The 17,626-nt window shown below is 34.6% G+C and carries 15 protein-coding genes; 1 reads left to right on the top strand and 14 read right to left on the bottom strand.

The window, feature by feature from the left end:
- Positions 1–88: 88 nt before the first annotated feature.
- Positions 89–925 (bottom strand): SDR family NAD(P)-dependent oxidoreductase, encoded by an 837-nt coding sequence (locus NG806_RS05575; RefSeq protein WP_261512279.1) that lies wholly within the window; start codon positions 923–925, stop codon positions 89–91.
- Between the two features lie 75 nt (positions 926–1,000).
- Positions 1,001–1,906 carry a helix-turn-helix domain-containing protein gene (locus NG806_RS05570; protein ID WP_261512278.1) on the bottom strand — a complete coding sequence of 302 codons (906 nt, stop codon included), beginning with the start codon at positions 1,904–1,906 and terminating at the stop codon, positions 1,001–1,003.
- Positions 1,907–2,179: 273 nt separating this feature from the next.
- Here NG806_RS05570 and NG806_RS05565 point away from each other — a divergent pair, with 273 nt between their 5' ends.
- Positions 2,180–5,071 carry an AsmA-like C-terminal region-containing protein gene (locus tag NG806_RS05565; RefSeq protein ID WP_261512277.1) on the top strand — a complete coding sequence of 964 codons (2,892 nt, stop codon included), beginning with the start codon at positions 2,180–2,182 and terminating at the stop codon, positions 5,069–5,071.
- A gap of 49 nt (positions 5,072–5,120) precedes the next feature.
- On the opposite strand, the gene xth is transcribed toward NG806_RS05565, so the two are convergent.
- The 12 genes from xth to NG806_RS05505 all read right to left on the bottom strand — a co-directional run bounded on the left by xth (position 5,121) and on the right by NG806_RS05505 (position 17,574).
- A complete protein-coding gene (xth, locus tag NG806_RS05560) occupies positions 5,121–5,900 on the bottom strand; it encodes an exodeoxyribonuclease III (protein WP_261512275.1) in 780 nt (259 codons plus the stop codon).
- A 52-nt stretch (positions 5,901–5,952) separates the two neighbouring features.
- Entirely contained in the window at positions 5,953–6,405 is a 453-nt protein-coding gene (locus NG806_RS05555; protein WP_261512274.1) for a heme-binding domain-containing protein, read from the bottom strand.
- Position 6,406: 1 nt separating this feature from the next.
- Positions 6,407–7,030: a DUF3347 domain-containing protein gene (locus NG806_RS05550; RefSeq protein ID WP_261512273.1), complete on the bottom strand. Its 624-nt coding sequence runs from the start codon at positions 7,028–7,030 to the stop codon at positions 6,407–6,409.
- Positions 7,031–7,840: 810 nt separating this feature from the next.
- Positions 7,841–8,269, bottom strand: coding sequence for a hypothetical protein (locus NG806_RS05545; protein WP_214824761.1), 429 nt, complete (start codon positions 8,267–8,269; stop codon positions 7,841–7,843).
- Between the two features lie 218 nt (positions 8,270–8,487).
- Positions 8,488–9,924: a SusD/RagB family nutrient-binding outer membrane lipoprotein gene (locus NG806_RS05540; RefSeq protein WP_261512272.1), complete on the bottom strand. Its 1,437-nt coding sequence runs from the start codon at positions 9,922–9,924 to the stop codon at positions 8,488–8,490.
- Positions 9,925–9,935: 11 nt separating this feature from the next.
- Positions 9,936–12,959 carry a SusC/RagA family TonB-linked outer membrane protein gene (locus NG806_RS05535; protein ID WP_214824765.1) on the bottom strand — a complete coding sequence of 1,008 codons (3,024 nt, stop codon included), beginning with the start codon at positions 12,957–12,959 and terminating at the stop codon, positions 9,936–9,938.
- Between the two features lie 141 nt (positions 12,960–13,100).
- Positions 13,101–13,802 carry a LytR/AlgR family response regulator transcription factor gene (locus NG806_RS05530; RefSeq protein WP_214824767.1) on the bottom strand — a complete coding sequence of 234 codons (702 nt, stop codon included), beginning with the start codon at positions 13,800–13,802 and terminating at the stop codon, positions 13,101–13,103.
- The gene (locus NG806_RS05525; protein ID WP_261512270.1) at positions 13,783–14,856 is read right to left on the bottom strand and encodes a sensor histidine kinase; all 1,074 of its coding nucleotides are present in this window, start codon (positions 14,854–14,856) and stop codon (positions 13,783–13,785) included. The genes NG806_RS05530 and NG806_RS05525 overlap by 20 nt, the downstream gene beginning before the upstream one ends.
- 87 nt (positions 14,857–14,943) lie before the next feature.
- Positions 14,944–15,333 (bottom strand): DoxX family protein, encoded by a 390-nt coding sequence (locus NG806_RS05520; RefSeq protein ID WP_261512269.1) that lies wholly within the window; start codon positions 15,331–15,333, stop codon positions 14,944–14,946.
- Between the two features lie 79 nt (positions 15,334–15,412).
- Entirely contained in the window at positions 15,413–16,447 is a 1,035-nt protein-coding gene (arsB, locus tag NG806_RS05515) for an ACR3 family arsenite efflux transporter (protein WP_261512268.1), read from the bottom strand.
- A 9-nt stretch (positions 16,448–16,456) separates the two neighbouring features.
- Positions 16,457–17,074, bottom strand: coding sequence for a low molecular weight phosphatase family protein (locus NG806_RS05510; protein ID WP_261512267.1), 618 nt, complete (start codon positions 17,072–17,074; stop codon positions 16,457–16,459).
- 29 nt (positions 17,075–17,103) lie between these two features.
- A complete protein-coding gene (locus NG806_RS05505; RefSeq protein WP_261512266.1) occupies positions 17,104–17,574 on the bottom strand; it encodes a DUF6428 family protein in 471 nt (156 codons plus the stop codon).
- Positions 17,575–17,626: the final 52 nt, after the last annotated feature.

Here is a 17,626-nt window from a genome sequence, read left to right as displayed (position 1 = left end):
ATGAGCAATTTAGAAATTTTAATTTATTTCCCATTCGTTTTGCATAAAATATCCTCTATAAGCTATATAGAGGATATGGATTATTTTCTTATCCAGAAAAATCTGTAGAAAATGAGCTGTCTTTCCAACGATCCATTTCTGAATTGAGCTGTTCTATCTTACTTTTGGCTCTCATAAAAGAATCGCTTCCTAGAAATAAATTCACTGCAGGCAAAGTACTGTTGGTTAATTCTAAGAATACATCTGCTATCTTATCAGGATCTCCCAGTTGAGTTCCACTCATATTGTTCATTTTATGATGATACTCACGAAGGTAATTATAATCCTCTATCTGATTTTTATTGTAGGCTATTGAATCTTCATTGGCAAAATTTGTTCGGAACCAACCCGGTAGAACATTGGTAACATGTATTCCAAGAGGTTTAAGATCATTTGCTAATGCTTCAGAAAGACCACTAACTGCAAATTTTGCGGCACAATACATCGACCATCCTAATCCTGGAGCAAAACCGGCAATTGATGAAATATTAATAATATGTCCGGATTTTTGTTTTCTCAAATATGGTAAAGCCTGTTGAATGACCTTAACAACTGCAAAGAAATTAACTTCGAAATTATCTTTTATTTCATCTCCTGTAAGCTCTTCAAGTGCCCCACCGAGTCCATAGCCGGCATTATTTACAACAACATCTAATCGCCCAAACGTATCATAACTTTTTTTTAATGACTCTGCTATAGAGCTTTCATTTTTAAGATCAACCTCTAGTGGAAGAAATCTGTCTCCATATTCTGAAAATTGCTCAAAAGCATTAACAGACCTTGAAGTTACCGCTACCCGATGTCCTTTTATTAATAATTGCTTAGCTAATGAAAATCCCATTCCCTTAGATGCTCCCGTTATATACCAAACCTTTGTATTACTCATTGTTTTATTTTTATACAAAGGTAGATGTAGAAATAGGCTCTTATTTTGTTGTATAAAAACCATTTTTTGTCAGATTCAAACCTGGCGGAAAATTGATGGGCTGATATTGGTTTGTTTTTTAAAGAATTTATTAAAATGAGCCTGATCTTCGAATCCTAGAACGTAACTGATCTCTGCAATATTCCAATTCGTATGTTTTAAAAGAGCTTTTGCTTCTGCAGTAAGTTTTTCAAAAATATGCTCAGTCGTTGTAAGGCCTGTTGCATTTTTAACGGCCCTGTTGAGGGAATTGACATGAATGGAAAGTTGATCTGCTATAACCTTTGGAGATCTCAATTCAAACCGTTGTGTTTTTGATTCTATCGGAAACTGCCTTTCCAGTAATTCATTAAATACAGCGGTGATACGAGAACTTGCATCAGGATGATGGAAAACCTCTTCACTTGGATGCAGCTGCATGGCTAAATAGATCAGTTCACTGACGTAGCTTTTAATTAATTCATATTTATAAATATAATCTTTATCAATTGTTTTAATAATTTTTTCAAAAATTGACTGTATCTCTTTTGCTTCCCCAGGCTTAAGTTTAAATACCGGATGATCTATTATTGAAAATAAAGGGAGATCACTTAGATTGATGCGAAGGCTGGTATGGAAAAATTCCTGCTTAAATACGCAAAACCATCCTTTACTTCCTGGCTCAACAGAATCATAAGTATAAGGTGTTTTAGGATCGAAAAACAACAAGGTATCCCCTTCAATGGGAATACTTTTATCTCCGTAATGGAATATATTTTTACCTTTAAATAGCATGATCTTATAAAAATTCCGGCGTATATAGGCAGGTGATGATATACCGTTAATGCTATTTTCTTCAATACTGAAAATATTAAACTGATCATTGTCTTTTCTTAAACCCTCCGAAACATTCGTGAGTTTATGTCTGTAAAATTCTTCAAGCGATTCTATTGATTTTCCCATGACTCATCGTATTGGCAAATGAAAACTATCTCTACTAATATAGGCTATTCTTATTAAATTTAATGGACAATGTTAATTAGTTTGGAAGGTTTGATTTTATACTTATTATCAATTAAAAGACTGCGTTTTTAGGATTATAATTTAATAGTTTGTATGATCTATTATTTTAAATTGACAAAAAATATTATGATAAATGGCTTAATTTTAGATGACTGTTAACTAATTGCCGCTTTAGTAGGTAATAAATATTGTTCAAATCAAAATTATCTATTTATGGAAAAATTTAAAAAAATAATTTTGAAGATCTTAAAATGGACTGGGATTTCAGTGGTGTCCATTCTATTCCTGATGTTCATTATTCCTATATTGTTTCCCGGGACAATATCTCAGCAGGTAAAATTATTTGCAAATAAACATCTCGCAGGGAAACTTGATTATAAAAGAACGCATCTGACATTTTTCAGACACTTTCCATCGCTTACCGTTTCTGTAGATCAGTTTTTATTACAAGGTTCCAAACCTTTTCAACAGGATACCCTACTCGCCGCAAAAGAAGTTGCAGTAGGAATCAATTTGAAGAACCTGATCTTTGATCGTGAAATTAAGATCGATGAGATTTATGTAACAGATGCGTACGCAAATGTTTTTGTCAATAGTAAAGGAGAGGCTAATTACAATGTTTATGTTTCTAAACCTTCCGGAAAGCCTAAAGATACTACAGAAGAAGGTGCTTCTATAAAATTGGATCTCATCAAATTCAGAAACTGGAATATAAAATATAATGATCATTCTGCAAGAGTCTTGGTAGATGCTAAAGGATTGAACTATACTGGTAAAGGAGGATTTAGCAAAGATATTTTTGACCTGAAAACTGACCTTGAAATTAATAAAGTTGATTTTGCCCTTAACAGAATATATTATGCTAAACAAAAGAGTCTGCGTGCTGATCTGATAACGAGGATCAATACGAATGCACTGACTTTTGTATTAAGGAAAAACGAATTAAAGATCAATGATCTCCCTTTAGAATTTACAGGTTCTCTAAGTATTTTAAAAGATGGATATAACCTTGATATTAATGCATCTTCTGAGAAAACAACGATCCGTGATATGATCTCTGTGTTGCCACCGCAATATCTGGATTGGGCAAAAGATACCAAGATAGAGGGGAACAGTGATTTGTTTTTTAGTCTGAAAGGAAGATTTAGCGAGCCTAAAAAATTAAAACCCAGACTAAAAGCACGCCTTCTGGTAAAAGATGGTTTTGTTTCTAATGGAAAAGCTCCGGTTCCTATGAATAACCTTAATATGGATCTCAATGTAGACCTGCCATCATTAGATACAGAACAGCTGAATTTAAATCTTAGAAATCTAAGTTTTGATCTCGGCAGGAATAACAATTTCCGGGCTGTTGTACGAACAAAAGGCCTAAATGAGATGCAGGTAAATGCAGATATAAAAGGTGCTGTCGATCTTCAGACACTGGATCAGGCACTGGGATTGAAAAACATCGATATGCGCGGGCTTATGGATACCAATATCAAATCCAACGGAATTTTCAGCCTTGATAAAAAATTATTTCCTAAAACCAATGGATATCTTCATCTGAAAAATGGATGGTTGAAAACAAACTACTACCCCAACCCTATTCAGAATATCAATCTTATTGCTAATATCAACAATACAGATGGTACTTTTAAAAGTCTGGGAGTAAAACTGAATCCTTTTAGTTTTGATTTTGAAGGAAATCCTGTTTTTGTAACTGCTGATCTGCAGGATTTTGAAGATCTGCTGTATAAAGTACAAGCAAAAGGAGTCTTAAATGTGGGTAGGATCTATAAAGTATTTGCTAAAAAAGGGTTTGATGTAAGTGGGCTCATTATGGCTGATCTTTCTCTTAATGGGAGACAGAGTTATGCAACAACAGGTCAGTACAGCAAATTAGATAACAGAGGAACTTTAATATTGAAAAATATAAAAGCGACTACAGAATATTTGCCGAAATCATTCTATATCAAAGAAGGGAACTTTCAGTTTGAAAATGAAAAAATGTGGTTCAGAAAATTTAATGCCACCTATGGTAAATCTGATTTTGCATTAAATGGCTACCTGTTGAATACAATTAATTATTTTATTGAAAGAAAAGGAACCCTACATGGAAAATTTGACCTGAATTCCAATTATATTTTAATTGATGAATTTATGGCTTTAAAAAATGGAGATAATACCGATAAATCTATTGAAGTAGAATATGCAAAAGTAGAAAATCCTAAAAGCAGTGGTGTTGTAATTATTCCAAAAAATCTCGATGTCTCTTTAGAAGCTCATGCGAAAAAGGTTGAATTTAAAGGTTTAGTCCTTAATCAGCTTCAGGGGCTGGCTTCTGTAAATACAGGACAGGTTTATCTTAAAAACACCTCATTTAACATCATAGGAAGCCGGATGAATGTTGATGCCCGTTATCAGGATGAATCTCCATTAACGGCCAATTACGATGTAGCGCTTAAGGTTCGGGATTTTGATGTTCAGAGAGCATACAAAGAAATTGATATGGTTAGGGAGATGGCCACTGCTGCCAAAAATGTAAAAGGAATCGTATCAATTGATTATAAGCTGAAAGGCGATTTTGACAAAAATATGACCCCGATTTATCCTTCATTGGAAGGTGGAGGTATTGTAAATCTTCGCAATGTAGAGGTGAAAAACCTTAAAATGTTTTCAGTAATCGGCGATAAAGTTGGAGCTAATGCTTTTAATAATCCCGATATGAAAGGGGTGAATATTCAAACTGCTATTAAAAATAACCTGATCCATGTTGATAAGTTCACTTTTAAAGTCTCTGTTCTGAGACCTTCCGTTAGTGGGACTACCAGTTTCAATGGATTGCTGGATCTACGGGTAAGGGTTGGTCTTCCGCCTGGTGGATGGATCGGTTTTCCGGTTGTTGTAACAGGAACCCATGATCACCCAAAAATAAAAATATTCAGTAAAACAGGACAGGGAATTGTAGATGCTTTGTACAATACAAAATCCAACAAAGTGATTCGTCAGGAAAGACGTGCCGAGAAAAAATCCCGCGTACAACAGCGTAAAGAAAAAGAAGCTCAGGAAAAGAAAGCTGAAAATTCAGAAAAACAAATTAAAAAAGATCTTAAAGAAAAATAAAAGAAGCGTCTGCATTAAATTTGCAGACGCTTCCTATAAATAAATTACTTTATTGATCTTTCTCCAATTCTATCCAAACTGGAGCGTGATCACTAGTCTTTTCCCAGCCCCGGACATGCTTATCAACGCCCCCGGATTTTAATCCTGACGCTAAGTAAGGACTCAGTAGAATATGATCTAATCTAATTCCAGCATCTCGATCATAAGCTTTATAGAGATAATCCCAAAATGTATAGATCTTTTCTTCAGGAAATAAAGTTCTTATAGAATCAAGCCAGCCTTTCTTTTGCAGCTCCTCATATGCTTTCCTTACTTCACTCCTAAACAGGGCATCATTTTCCCAACGTTCAGGTTTATGGACATCAAATGGAGTCGGAATGATATTAAAATCACCAATAATAATCGCAGGAAGTTCCATTTTTATTAATTCATCTGTTCGTTTTTTCAAACGTTTGATCCATGATAGCTTATAATCAAATTTGGGTCCCGGATATGGATTGCCATTAGGAAGATACAAACAGCAGATAACCATCTGATCAATAATTGCCTCAAGATAACGGCTCTGTATATCCTCAGGATCTCCGGGTAGGGATCTTTGAACTTCTGTAATCTCATAGCCTTTTGAAAGTATCGCTACTCCATTCCAGCTTTTCTGCCCATTCCAGATCGCTTCATATCCCGCGGCATTGATCTCATTGATTGGGAAACGTTCCTGGGGAGCTTTCAGCTCCTGGAGGCAGACAATATCCGGTTGGGCTTCCTTTAACCATTGAAGTAAAACAGGTAATCGTCCATTAACTCCATTGACGTTGTAAGTTGCTATTTTCATGGTATTGTATATGTTATTGAGGTTTATTGAAGACAAAAATTATTCCATCGGCCTATTCCTGCTTTGCCAGCCAATCTGTTAATAATTTTATTTGTTGATCACTTAGCTTAGCATCATTATGTATAAATGTGTAGGAAGACATAGGCATTTTTTTAGTTTCAATCTGTTTTTTAATTGAAGTAATTAATCTTTTCTGCTTCCGACCGGAATAGGTAGTCCATTCATTAAAATTCAAATCCTCTTTTGCATCTTTGATGTGATTATCTACAAAACTTCTGGTTGGCTGTATATAATCATACCATTCATAGTTTGTATGATTACTGTGACAGTCGTAGCATGATGTCTTCAGTATGGCCTTTACATCAGTTGGTATAGAAGTATGTGCTTCCATAAAATCGGTTTTATAAACCTGCCCCTTATCCATATTTGGGACAGGCTGATAAAGCTGTAGAGCAATAAAAATAAGCAGAACAATTGCTGCCAGTATCTTTACTCCTTTTTTCATTTTAATATTCCTTTTTTACGGAACCACAAGTAAGCATCTTATCACCGTAATAAGGATTTTTAATTGCTTTTGTCTCACTGATCCAGATGGCACCTTTGCCATCATTATACATCGGACAATGGTCCTGATATAATTTTTGTGTGGTTCCAAATGCCGCTATAAGATCAGCTATATCATTGCTTAATGATGCCATATGTTCTCTCTGGTGATCAACCTTTCCGGCATTGTTTCCGATGTGTTCGGCATTTTCTTTGGCGTCTTCGGCGATATCCATATATTCTTTGTGTTTATCTGCGGGAATAGCCTTCATATTTACATTCCTCAAAGTTGTAAACAGTTGCTTTCCGGCTTTAGCTACAGCCTGATCATTATCAGCTACTAGTGCATTTTTTAGAATTAAATAGTCCCTAATGATCGGATCAATAGAAAAGTTTTTTATATCTTTTTCTACAACGGTTTTTCCCGCTTCTGTTTTGGTTAATTCAGTGGGTTTATTATTTTCCTTTAACTGTAATTCTACAGTTTCGGAAGTTTGATCAGGAGTTTTATTTGTTGATTTTTTACAAGATGATAACGCTAAAGCTATTATTGTCATTGCAATGATTGATAAGAATATATTTTTCATTATGTTGATATTTCTATGATTAAAATTGTTGAATGTCATTACTTCTATAGCATGACTTTTAAATTATTTTTTATCGAATTTTTTCAGTTTACCTTCATGAATTCGATTTCCTTTGTCTGGATTCCAATATGTTTTTTGAAATTGTATCAGCTCTTATTTGATATTCATTTCATTGTTTTAATAACAATAGAAATATCTCTATTGTTTCAATTATAAATTAAAACTGAAATGACTTCCAAAAGAACATAATTTGGACTGTAAATATGGGGATTAAACTATTTTAGGGATTAGCCAAATAGATTGGAAACCTTTAGAAACTGTAGTTTCATGAGATGAGAATAAAATAGAATTAAAATCTTTTAACCTTAAAAAACTGAACTCCTGTTGATTTAATAAAGTTGGATTTGGATTTGAGGTGGGACATTTGCATAAAGGATTTTTACATTTCCCGGAACATTTTTTTGAACCACAAGAATTACAGTGATCTTTATGTGTAGATTTTGAAATGCTGATCTCACAACGTGATTTTTCTACCGAATGAGATTTCAGGCCACAGGCAAATATTTGCGTTGGCATAAAAAATAATCCCAATAGTATAAAAATTGATATAAACTTGTGCTGAAACATTCCAGGCAAAATTAATATTTTTTTTCATTTTGACTTCACTTAATGAAATATTTTCTTTGGATAATCAACGGCTATTATGACTTCCATTACAAGCTGATCATATATAAATAAAAAATGGCTTAAGAGTTTGTACTCATTAAGCCATTACGATCCCGTAATGGGAAAACTAAATTATATATTGTTTTACTGTTTTGTTCCCTGGAAAAGATATATTTTATCCGTTTCAGAAGTTTTTTGAGTGCTTACCATGAGAGCCTTCGTTGAAATAAGGTAGTCGATACTTCCCTCATTATTATTACCCACAACCCCTACTCCTTGAGTATTTACTGCAGTTAGTGTCTTGGTGGTTACAAATGAATAAGATTCATTGGTTTTGGCCTGAACCTTAACATGGGAATCGTCGACTTTTGAAACCATGACAATGGCATTAAAATAATCCTGGCCGCCTGAATTCAGTGTTCCTTTAAATGTACCAAGCACTACATCTATACTATGATCTGTCATAGGGTTAGAATCTTCTCCATCGTCATTTTTACAGCTGATAAAAAATACTCCTACAAAAAGGATTAGAAAAAATCTGTACACCCAATTTTGGATTCTCATTGCTCTCATAAGTCTGCTTTTTATTATTAATTATTATATACTCTTTAATTATTGATTCAAATTTGGGTAAATCTTAAAACGTTAGGAAAAAACATCTACAAACAAAGAAATCACGTCTACAAAAGAATTTTATGTATAATTAAAAAGCCTGCACCAGAATGCAGGCAAAAAATCACAGTTGAAAATAATATATATGAAGAAAGACTATGATATTTTAAAGGCTTACTTTAATTTCGGTCCCAGAATACTTTTGTTGTCAGTTTATCACCACCGATCGCAGCAGCGGCTTTAGAATAGTTGGTTCCATTGGTTGTTGCTTCCAGTCCCGGATACTGTAATCTTACAGGTACTTTTCCACCAGCATTATTAATGGCTGTTGGTGGTGCCTGTAAAGCTGGATAGTCCAATCGGCGGTAAAAATTCCAGGATACTACCGGATGATTATACATGGCAACCCAAGCCTGTTCACCAATCGATTTTTTCCAGTTTGCTGCATTGTAAGGATTGTCAGTAAGGTAGTCCAGGGCATCCTGCGTTGTAAAGCCCCACTCCAGAAAGGAAGCCTGAACAGCATTTTTATAAAGTACTTCGGGGTTTCCACCAATTCCAAATCTGGCAGCGGCTTCAGCAAGGTAGAAAGAAACTTCAGTATAAGTAAGGAGATTTCCAGGGGTTTCTTGTTTATATGCGAAAATTCCGGGAGCAGAAAAGCTGGAGAACTCTCCGGGTAGACCAATGACCTGACCTATATAAATACCATCTACGTCCTGAAAATATTTGGATACCCTTGCGTCTGAAGTCGCATTAAGAAAATCGACGAATGGTTTTCCACCAAAAAAATCATCCCGGTTATTATTAAGAACATTCTCAAATATAGGACTAAAGTTAGGCGATTCAGCCAGATACCTGAATATGCAGCTCTGAGATTCACTGATCATGACTCCTCCAGAAATAGCTTTATTAATGGTAGATTGAGCAAGGGAGGGATTTACATCGGAAATAGAAATCCCCAGCTTCAGCAGAAGAGAATTTCCAAATCTTTTCCATTTTCCAATATCTCCGCCATATAAGATATCTCCCTGTCCGAATGTTCCCTGTCCTTCCTCGAGATTGTTTATATCGACCTTCAAACGATTGATAAGGCTTTCATAGATCTCCGTATCATTATCATAAACAGGAAGTGGATATTGATTGTTATTAAGTGCCTGGCTGTAGGGAATATCTCCGAAAGTATCTGCTAAGGTTTGAAATGTATAAACCGAGAGCATATCAATAATTGCTAATTGGTTTCTTTTTTTAGCTGGCCAGGTATTCAGTTCTGAAGGGACCGGTTGATACTGCTCGATCAGTTCTTTTGCTTTATTAAGGTTATTGAGAACATTTACATAATTATCTCCCCAAACATTATTGGAGACATTTCTTGCTGTAAAATTGTAATTACTTTCATTCACATAGGTTGTTTCCTGCCAATATTGCATGGTTAACCTAAAATTATTTTCATTAACATTCGGTGTGGTCATATAATCACTTAATTCCTTTTCCGCATAAGTAATCAGCGTTTCGGGTATCGTATTATAGGTAGCATGAGGATCCATATTTACATCATCCGATGTACAGCTTACCAATAGTAATACTAAAGAACTTATTATAATTGTATTTTTCATTGTCATAGTTTTTAAAAATTAACTTTCAGATTGAATGCAAAATTCTTTGTAGATGGCATCACTCCGGATTGATATCCCTGAATATTACCTGACGAAAGCCCTGCTTCAGGATCTGCATAAGGAAGATTTTTATGAATGATCCAAAGATTGCTCCCTACTAAGCCCAGACTAAGGCTCTGAATTCCGGTATTGCCTAAAAATTTCTTGTCAAAAGTGTAAGAAATTGATACCTGGCGAAGTTTTATAAAACTGGCATCATAAACAAATGCCGCCGCCGGTGGATCTGTTTCCAGAAACTGACTGGAAATAGAACGATCAAGACGAATTGTATTAGGAATATAATGTCCGGGATTATTGGGATCTTCCATTACTCCGGGTAAAACTACACCTCCACCATTAGCAAGGGTATTTCTGATAGGATTTCCCAAATCATTCAGCCCTACAGAGTCAGGATGTAGTCCTGTTCCATAAGCATAATACTGATCCAGGGAAAATATATTGCCTCCCTTCTTCCAATCGATCTGAAAACTTAAATTGAAGTTTTTATAGGTGAAAGAATTGTTTAATCCTGCAAAAAAATCAGGTTGGAAACTTCCAAAATTGTGATTGGTATCGTCGGTATGTAGATATGCTCCATTTCTTCCGATGATCCTGTTTCCATTGGGATCATAAACGTAATCAGATCCCCAGATGCTTCCATAATCTTCATTAAGAGGTGCATTAATAGATATACCGCCCTGTAAAGCTCCGATGGTAATATTTTCAATACCTTCCCGAAGTGCAGTAACTTTAGTTATGGGATTAGACCAGTTCAACGACATATCCCAGGCAAAATCACTGAATTTTAAAGGAGTTATATTTAAAGATACCTCGAGTCCTTTTGTAGTGAGCTCTCCTGTATTCTGAATTTTACTTCCCGATCCGTTGGATAAAGAAATCGGAAGTGGTAGAATCTGATCAAATGCAATATTTCTGAACCATGCAACATCAAAGCCTATCCTGTTTTTGAAAAACTGCATATTGGTTCCAACCTCCAGGTTTTTTAATTTTTGAGGAAGAAGGTCAGCATTTCTTAAAGTAGTATTATAAGAATAAACGGGGCTGTTTCCAAAAGAAGATTGTACGATAAACCTGTTTCTCAACTGATCAGCATTCGTATCCGAACCTACTTCTGCATAGGCTGCTCTTACCTTTCCAAAGGTCAGCCATTTTTGTTTCAGCCAATTAGAAAATACCACACTTGCCGAAAGGGATGGATAATAATAAGCTTCTTTTCCTTTTGGTAATGAACTGGACTGATCCCTCCTGAAAGTTCCCTCAAGATAATAGGTGTTTTTATATCCCAAAGAAGCCTGAACAAAAGCTCCATAAATATATTTTGAAGTATCGGTGATCACTGGTTTTGCTGCCGTAGCCGCCGAATTGGAAATCGTATAAAGATCACGAATGTAAAGTCCACCTGTGGTGGTCTGGGCATTGGAATAATTGGACTGAACATTGATGTTTCCACCTATTAGTGCCTGAATATTGAAATCCTCACTAATGTTCTTTTTATAGGTAGCGATAAGGTCATAATTGGTTTCTGTAAAACGAAGATTGGTAACTGCATATCCTGATGGCTGCTCGATGGTATTAAAGCTAAAAAATGCAGGAACAGAACCTACAGCCCTTCTTTCTTCAATCATCATATTATATCCATCTATACCTACCCTGCCCAGTATATTGATGTTTTTAGAAAGATCATAGTTAAGACTGAAATTCCCTGCAAAACGGTCTCTTTTATCGTTCTGATAGTTTTTATATCGCGTGAAATATGGATTGTCCCAGTAAGCAGGAGACAAATTAGTTGGAGATTTTATATTCCAGGTGTAATTTTTATCAAATGTTTCATACAAATATTTCAGGTATTGAATGTCAATATTTGTAGGCCACCATTGACGAAAGTTGCCCATAAGATTATCCGTGTAGCCCGTTGCATTCCTTCCTTTTGTACTTTGTGTAATATAATTGGCGAAGATAGTAGCCGTAAGATTATCCATCAGTTTGTAGGATGCATTACCACTAAAATTATTTTTCATTAAAGAGGAATTGGGAAGAATATCTGTAGCATTGGTATTGGAATAACTTAATCTGAATGTTGTCCGGTCATCTCCACCACTGAAAGCAATATTATTCGTTTGATTGATTGCTTTATCAAAGAATGTTATCGGTCCATTTTTAGCCATTACCCAAGGTGTCGTTTTACCAAAATTACGGGAATCAGGTATGAATGCATCATATTGCCAGACCATAAGATTGGGATCATAGGGTGCTCCATAAGAAGCATCATAATAAAAAGGTGCAATTGGTTTATTTTGATACATTCCAAAAACGTTTCCTAAATATCCTTGTCCATATTGTGTCTGATATTCAGGGAAAGTAGATTTATCAACTGTAGAAACAGAAAAACTTCCACTGTATTCAAGACCTATACCTTTCGAGTTTTTCTTCCCTTTTTTTGTGGTAATAATAATAGCTCCATTCTGAGCTCTTGATCCATATAAAGCTGTTGCTGCAGCACCTTTCAGTACATTTACAGTTTCTATATCATTGGGATTGATATCGGATACAGGACTTCCGTAATCATATCCCCCACCACCATTCTGCTGAAATGTAGAATTGATATTCCTGTTGATAATGGGAACTCCATCAACTACAAAAAGTGCCTGATTATCGCCCAGAATAGATTTGTATCCTCGTGATACTGCATTTACTGAGCCTCCAAAATTGGTGGATTGTTTGATCTCAAGACCTGCTACTTTTCCAGAAAGGTTATTGAGGAAATTGGTGGTTGGATTCTTACTGATATCATCGCCTTTTACCTCTTGTGTCGAATATCCAAGAGACCTTTTTTCTCTTTTTATTCCTAAGGCAGTAACCACTACACCTTCTATATCCTGGGTTTTAATGGTGTCCTGCTTTTCCTGACTTAAAAGCAAATCGTGACCCATAAAAAAGGCAACACCCGCACTTAGAAGCTTTAATCGATATTTCATAATTATTGATTTTTTAACTATTGTTAATCAAAATTCAATAATTGTTAAGACGATGTCAAAAAAACAATATCAACAACGGTATGAGGTCTACTAAAAATAAAAACACCCGATATTCAGGTGTTTTATAAGTGTTTAATGGGTTTAAAATTCTATGGAAGGTTTGTACGTTCTGCCAATAGGAAGTTTCTTGCCGTTAATCTGCATCATGTTCGCCGACTTTACTTCTACTTTAGATTTAGAAACAATGTAAGACTTGTGAATACGGACGAACATTTTCGGATTTAAACTTTCTTCTATTTTGCTGATCGGCATTTTGAAGGTAAAAGTCTCTGCCTTTGTATGAATATTAATATATTCTCTTAAGCTTTCAATATAAAAGATATCTAATAAAGTTATTTTTATCTGCCTTTTTCCACTGTTGATGAAAATGAAATCACGATCTGCAATTTCTAGTAATGCCTCTTCGGCTTCCATTAAATGTTTAAATTTTCCAATCGCTGTAAGAAACCGGCTATAAGGAATAGGTTTCATCAGGTAATCCGTAACATCGAGTTCATATCCTTCTACAGCATACTGATGATAAGCTGTGGTAACAATAACAAACGGCGGATTTTTTAATTTTTTCAGAAAATCAAATCCTTTTATCACCGGAAGATTAAGATCCAAAAACATAAGATCTACATCGTGGATGCTTAAAAGGCTGCTGGCATAAACGGCATCAGAGCATTTTCCTACAAGATTCAGTTCTTTATCCTGAGAAACAAAGTTTTCAAGAATTTCTGCTGCAATAGGTTCGTCTTCTACAATAATGCAGTTGTATTTTTTAGATGCTGAGTGTGTCATTGAAATCAATCATTAGTTTTACAATATAACGGTCACTTTTGTCCTCAACTTGAAGGGTGTGTTTTGGATAGAGTAATTCAAGCTGCCTGTGAATATTTTTCAATCCTATTTTGGTTGAATTTTCACCTGATCTTTCTTCTTTGGAATTTTCAATAGAATAATAAAGAATTCTGTTTTTCAGCTGAATGTCAATATGGATGAATGAATTTCCGAGACTTTCCGAAACGCCATGTTTAAAGGCATTTTCAACAAACTGGATCAATATCAGTGGTGAGATTTCCTGAGAAGGATTATCAATAGCTTCACTAAAATCCACAGAAAGGTGACGGTGTCGGATTTTCTGGATTTGTATAAAGTCTTTTATATTTTCAATATCCTTTTCAATAGAGATGTTCTTTTCAGCGGCCTCATAAATATTGTAACGCATTACTTTTGAAAGCTGTAGAATTACATCCGGCGTTTCATCAGCTTTTTTAAGTGCCATTCCATAGATATTATTGAGTGTATTAAAAAGAAAATGTGGATTGATCTGTGCTTTAAGCATGGTTAGTTCCTGATCAAGCTTCTCTGCTTTAAGCATAGATATCTGATCTTTAAGAAGATTTTTCTGCCGTGTAATTTCAATACCAAATACCAGACCTACCATAAAAATAAGATCCATAAATGAATTAAAGGCGACGAGACCATTGATGAAGCCAGAAGGCTGTTTACCATCCAGAGTTTCTGTCACCCCATAGATATAAGGATAAATTACATAGTGTGTAAAAAAGCGGTGGGCTAATACCGCAATGATTACTATAATGATTGACAGGAAGTATTTGGAAAATTTATTGATATCAACCTTTTCATAAACATAAAGTAAAGAATAGGCAAGAGGAATTTTAACCAGAAAATAGATCAGTTCAAGGATCATTGTATTTTGAAGCCTTATCTGCCATTTGAAATCAGGGAATTGATATCTGGACCAATAAAAATCAAGATACGCTTCCAGAATATAATAGAATATCCAAAAGAGTAAATGAATATATAGTTTTGATTTTGTGGTAGACTTCAATTTTATACGATTTAAAACTACAAAGTAATATCTTTCAATCAAATATAAAAATAGAAAGGCTACGAAATTAACCCATTTGTATACCAACTACCTGTTTTTTTTGTTTTGGAAAGAAACTTCAGGAAACATAAGGTTTAAAAAACAGAAAATAAGCAGGAAATTAAATTCCACCCCATTCCTTCCACCACCTACTACAAACCACCCATTCTGCCAGTGGACATAAATAATCCCAAGAATAAAAATTGAAATATTGGCGACTGCCACAGTTTTTAAATATTTATCTATCCAAAGCAATGGAACCGATAAAAGATGAGTAAGCTTAACTGACCAGGCGAGGTAAAGTCCCAATGGACTGAATCCTATCGTATTAAGAAAGTGGAGACCAAAATTATTGACGTCTCCACTAACAATAGAAAACACACTATGCATCAGTAAAATAACGGATAATGCAAAACGGAGGTAGAAGTTCTTTTTCATGACCCCAAAAATATTGAATCGGAAAAATAATTGTTTTACATTATATAGCAACAACATTGAAATGTATACCAATGATGTTTTATACTTTATAGCTATATTTCTTTAGCCATAAACTTATCTTAACTAATAATATTAAAATAGGAACTTCAATTAATGGTCCAATCACTCCAACAAATGCCTGTGGAGAATGAATCCCAAATACAGCTATTGAAACCGCTATTGCCAGTTCAAAATTATTTCCTGTAGCGGTAAATGCGACGGATACATTTTTGTCATAAGGAATATTCAATAGTTTATTGATAAAAAAACTCATCATGAACATCAGTACAAAATAGATGATCAGGGGAACAGCTATTTTTATCACATCCATAGGGAGTTCTACTATTTTATCTCCTTTAAGGGTGAACATAAGTACAATGGTAAATAATAAGGCATATAATGTAAATGGAGATATTTTAGCTATGAATTTTCTCTGATACCATTCTTTTCCTTTTAATCTTGTAAGGAAATAACGGCTTAGAAGACCGGCAATAAAAGGAATCCCTAAATAAATTAGAACACTTTCTGTTACTTCCCGGATAGACACACTGACATTAAAATTGGCAAGACCTAATTTTTCAGGAAGTATGTTGATGAACAGCCAGATCATAAAACTGTAGCTAAATACCTGAAATATACTGTTTAATGCGACTAATAATGCTGCATATTCACGATTTCCTTTTGCCAGATCATTCCAGACCAGGACCATTGCGATACATCTCGCCAGACCAATAAGGATCAAGCCTATCATGTAATCAGGTTCATTTCTCAAAAATAAAACAGCCAGTATAAACATTAAAACAGGACCAATGATCCAATTCAATAATAACGAAATGCTTATTACTTTTTTATCCCGAAATACCATTGGCAGCAATGAGTAATCAACTTTTGCCAATGGTGGATACATCATTATAATCAAACCGATCGCCAAAGGAATGTTCGTTGTTCTGATTGATAATGAACTGATCATATTTGAAGTGGCAGGAAATAAATAGCCTAAAACGATTCCTAAAAACATCGCAAGAAATATCCACAAAGTAAGAAACCTGTCAAGAAATTTTAGTTTTGGTTGCATGGTATAGTTTTAATCCATTTGTATTACCTGTGAAAAGACATGAAACATCTCAGCTCCTATTTCTAAACTTTTTTCATGATAAATTCTCGTCTGTTCAGGTGTATTATCGGAGACTTTAGGGTCTTCAAATGTAATGGGAATACGTTGGTCGGCACCAGCAATAAAAGGGCATCCACCGTCAGCCTGTGAGCATGTCATAATCGCTGCAAAGCCATAAGCAGGATTGAAAAGGCTTTCGTGTCTTTTGGAAAAGCCAATAATAGGATGTGATTCTTCATTATATTTAATTGAATAAACAGAATTTTCACTATCTGATAGCTTCAATATTTGAAGTCCCTGTTCTTCCAGAGTTTCTACAACTTTAGGAAATATCGACGTTTCTTCAGTCCCTCCAGAATAACAGGCTACTTTTGGAATATGGAAATAATCACTGGCTATCTGTGCCCAAACTTGGGATAGATGGCTTCTTCTGGAATTATGAGTGCATATAAAATTAAGATTTATTGCTTTTTTATCTCCTAGTTTTCTTTGGATAAATGCTGTTAGTGGTTTTAATATTTCTTTTCTTTCCTCTGGGATTTCAATATTTTGTACTAATTCTATAGTTTGTAAAAGTCGTGGATACATCGTTTATTTATTTTTAATTAGAGATTATTTTAGCAGCATCCTGATTCCGGTTTACAAGTACTGGAGTTAGAAGAGAGACCGGATAAATTAAGCTTTTGCTTTTCGGTGGGAATACCACAGGTCTCCTGAGCAAGACACGCTGTCGTTTTATTTTTAAGGATAAAATTTTTTCCATTAAAATCTAAATCATATTTTCCAATGGTAACATCTTGATACTCTACCTCTATTTCATGATCTTCAATATCTAATTTTTCCTCAGATAATTTGATAATGTTTATAAGTTTAGTAGGCTTTAAGCGATGTTCAAAGTCGTTGGCATTCCATAGTTGGAAGCTGATGGTTTTTTCGCTTCGAATGATTCCACCACAATCAATAAAATGTTTTGTTATTGTTCCTATCTCTGTAACATGAAAGTGTTCAGGAACAAAATTTCCACTTTCCAGTTGAAACTCAACGTTATTTAATGTTGGTAAGATTTTTTTGATTTCAGATAATTTCATTGTTCTTTTTGTTTTATTTGTTTATTGCAATATTGCGATATATTATTTCAAA

Origin of the sequence: Chryseobacterium paludis, assembly GCF_025403485.1 — a bacterium.
Classification (GTDB): Bacteria; Bacteroidota; Bacteroidia; order Flavobacteriales; family Weeksellaceae; genus Chryseobacterium; species Chryseobacterium paludis.
This window is presented reverse-complemented; position numbering and strand designations above follow the sequence as displayed.

What these genes read in the sequence shown, in the direction of transcription:
- NG806_RS05575 (WP_261512279.1), bottom strand. Translation starts at nt 925, where the DNA reads ATGAGTAATACAAAGGTTTGGTATATAACGGGAGCATCTAAGGGAATG.
- NG806_RS05570 (WP_261512278.1), bottom strand. Translation starts at nt 1,906, where the DNA reads ATGGGAAAATCAATAGAATCGCTTGAAGAATTTTACAGACATAAACTC.
- NG806_RS05565 (WP_261512277.1), top strand. Translation starts at nt 2,180, where the DNA reads ATGGAAAAATTTAAAAAAATAATTTTGAAGATCTTAAAATGGACTGGG.
- xth (WP_261512275.1), bottom strand. Translation starts at nt 5,900, where the DNA reads ATGAAAATAGCAACTTACAACGTCAATGGAGTTAATGGACGATTACCT.
- NG806_RS05555 (WP_261512274.1), bottom strand. Translation starts at nt 6,405, where the DNA reads ATGAAAAAAGGAGTAAAGATACTGGCAGCAATTGTTCTGCTTATTTTT.
- NG806_RS05550 (WP_261512273.1), bottom strand. Translation starts at nt 7,030, where the DNA reads ATGAAAAATATATTCTTATCAATCATTGCAATGACAATAATAGCTTTA.
- NG806_RS05545 (WP_214824761.1), bottom strand. Translation starts at nt 8,269, where the DNA reads ATGAGAGCAATGAGAATCCAAAATTGGGTGTACAGATTTTTTCTAATC.
- NG806_RS05540 (WP_261512272.1), bottom strand. Translation starts at nt 9,924, where the DNA reads ATGAAAAATACAATTATAATAAGTTCTTTAGTATTACTATTGGTAAGC.
- NG806_RS05535 (WP_214824765.1), bottom strand. Translation starts at nt 12,959, where the DNA reads ATGAAATATCGATTAAAGCTTCTAAGTGCGGGTGTTGCCTTTTTTATG.
- NG806_RS05530 (WP_214824767.1), bottom strand. Translation starts at nt 13,802, where the DNA reads ATGACACACTCAGCATCTAAAAAATACAACTGCATTATTGTAGAAGAC.
- NG806_RS05520 (WP_261512269.1), bottom strand. Translation starts at nt 15,333, where the DNA reads ATGAAAAAGAACTTCTACCTCCGTTTTGCATTATCCGTTATTTTACTG.
- arsB (WP_261512268.1), bottom strand. Translation starts at nt 16,447, where the DNA reads ATGCAACCAAAACTAAAATTTCTTGACAGGTTTCTTACTTTGTGGATA.
- NG806_RS05510 (WP_261512267.1), bottom strand. Translation starts at nt 17,074, where the DNA reads ATGTATCCACGACTTTTACAAACTATAGAATTAGTACAAAATATTGAA.
- NG806_RS05505 (WP_261512266.1), bottom strand. Translation starts at nt 17,574, where the DNA reads ATGAAATTATCTGAAATCAAAAAAATCTTACCAACATTAAATAACGTT.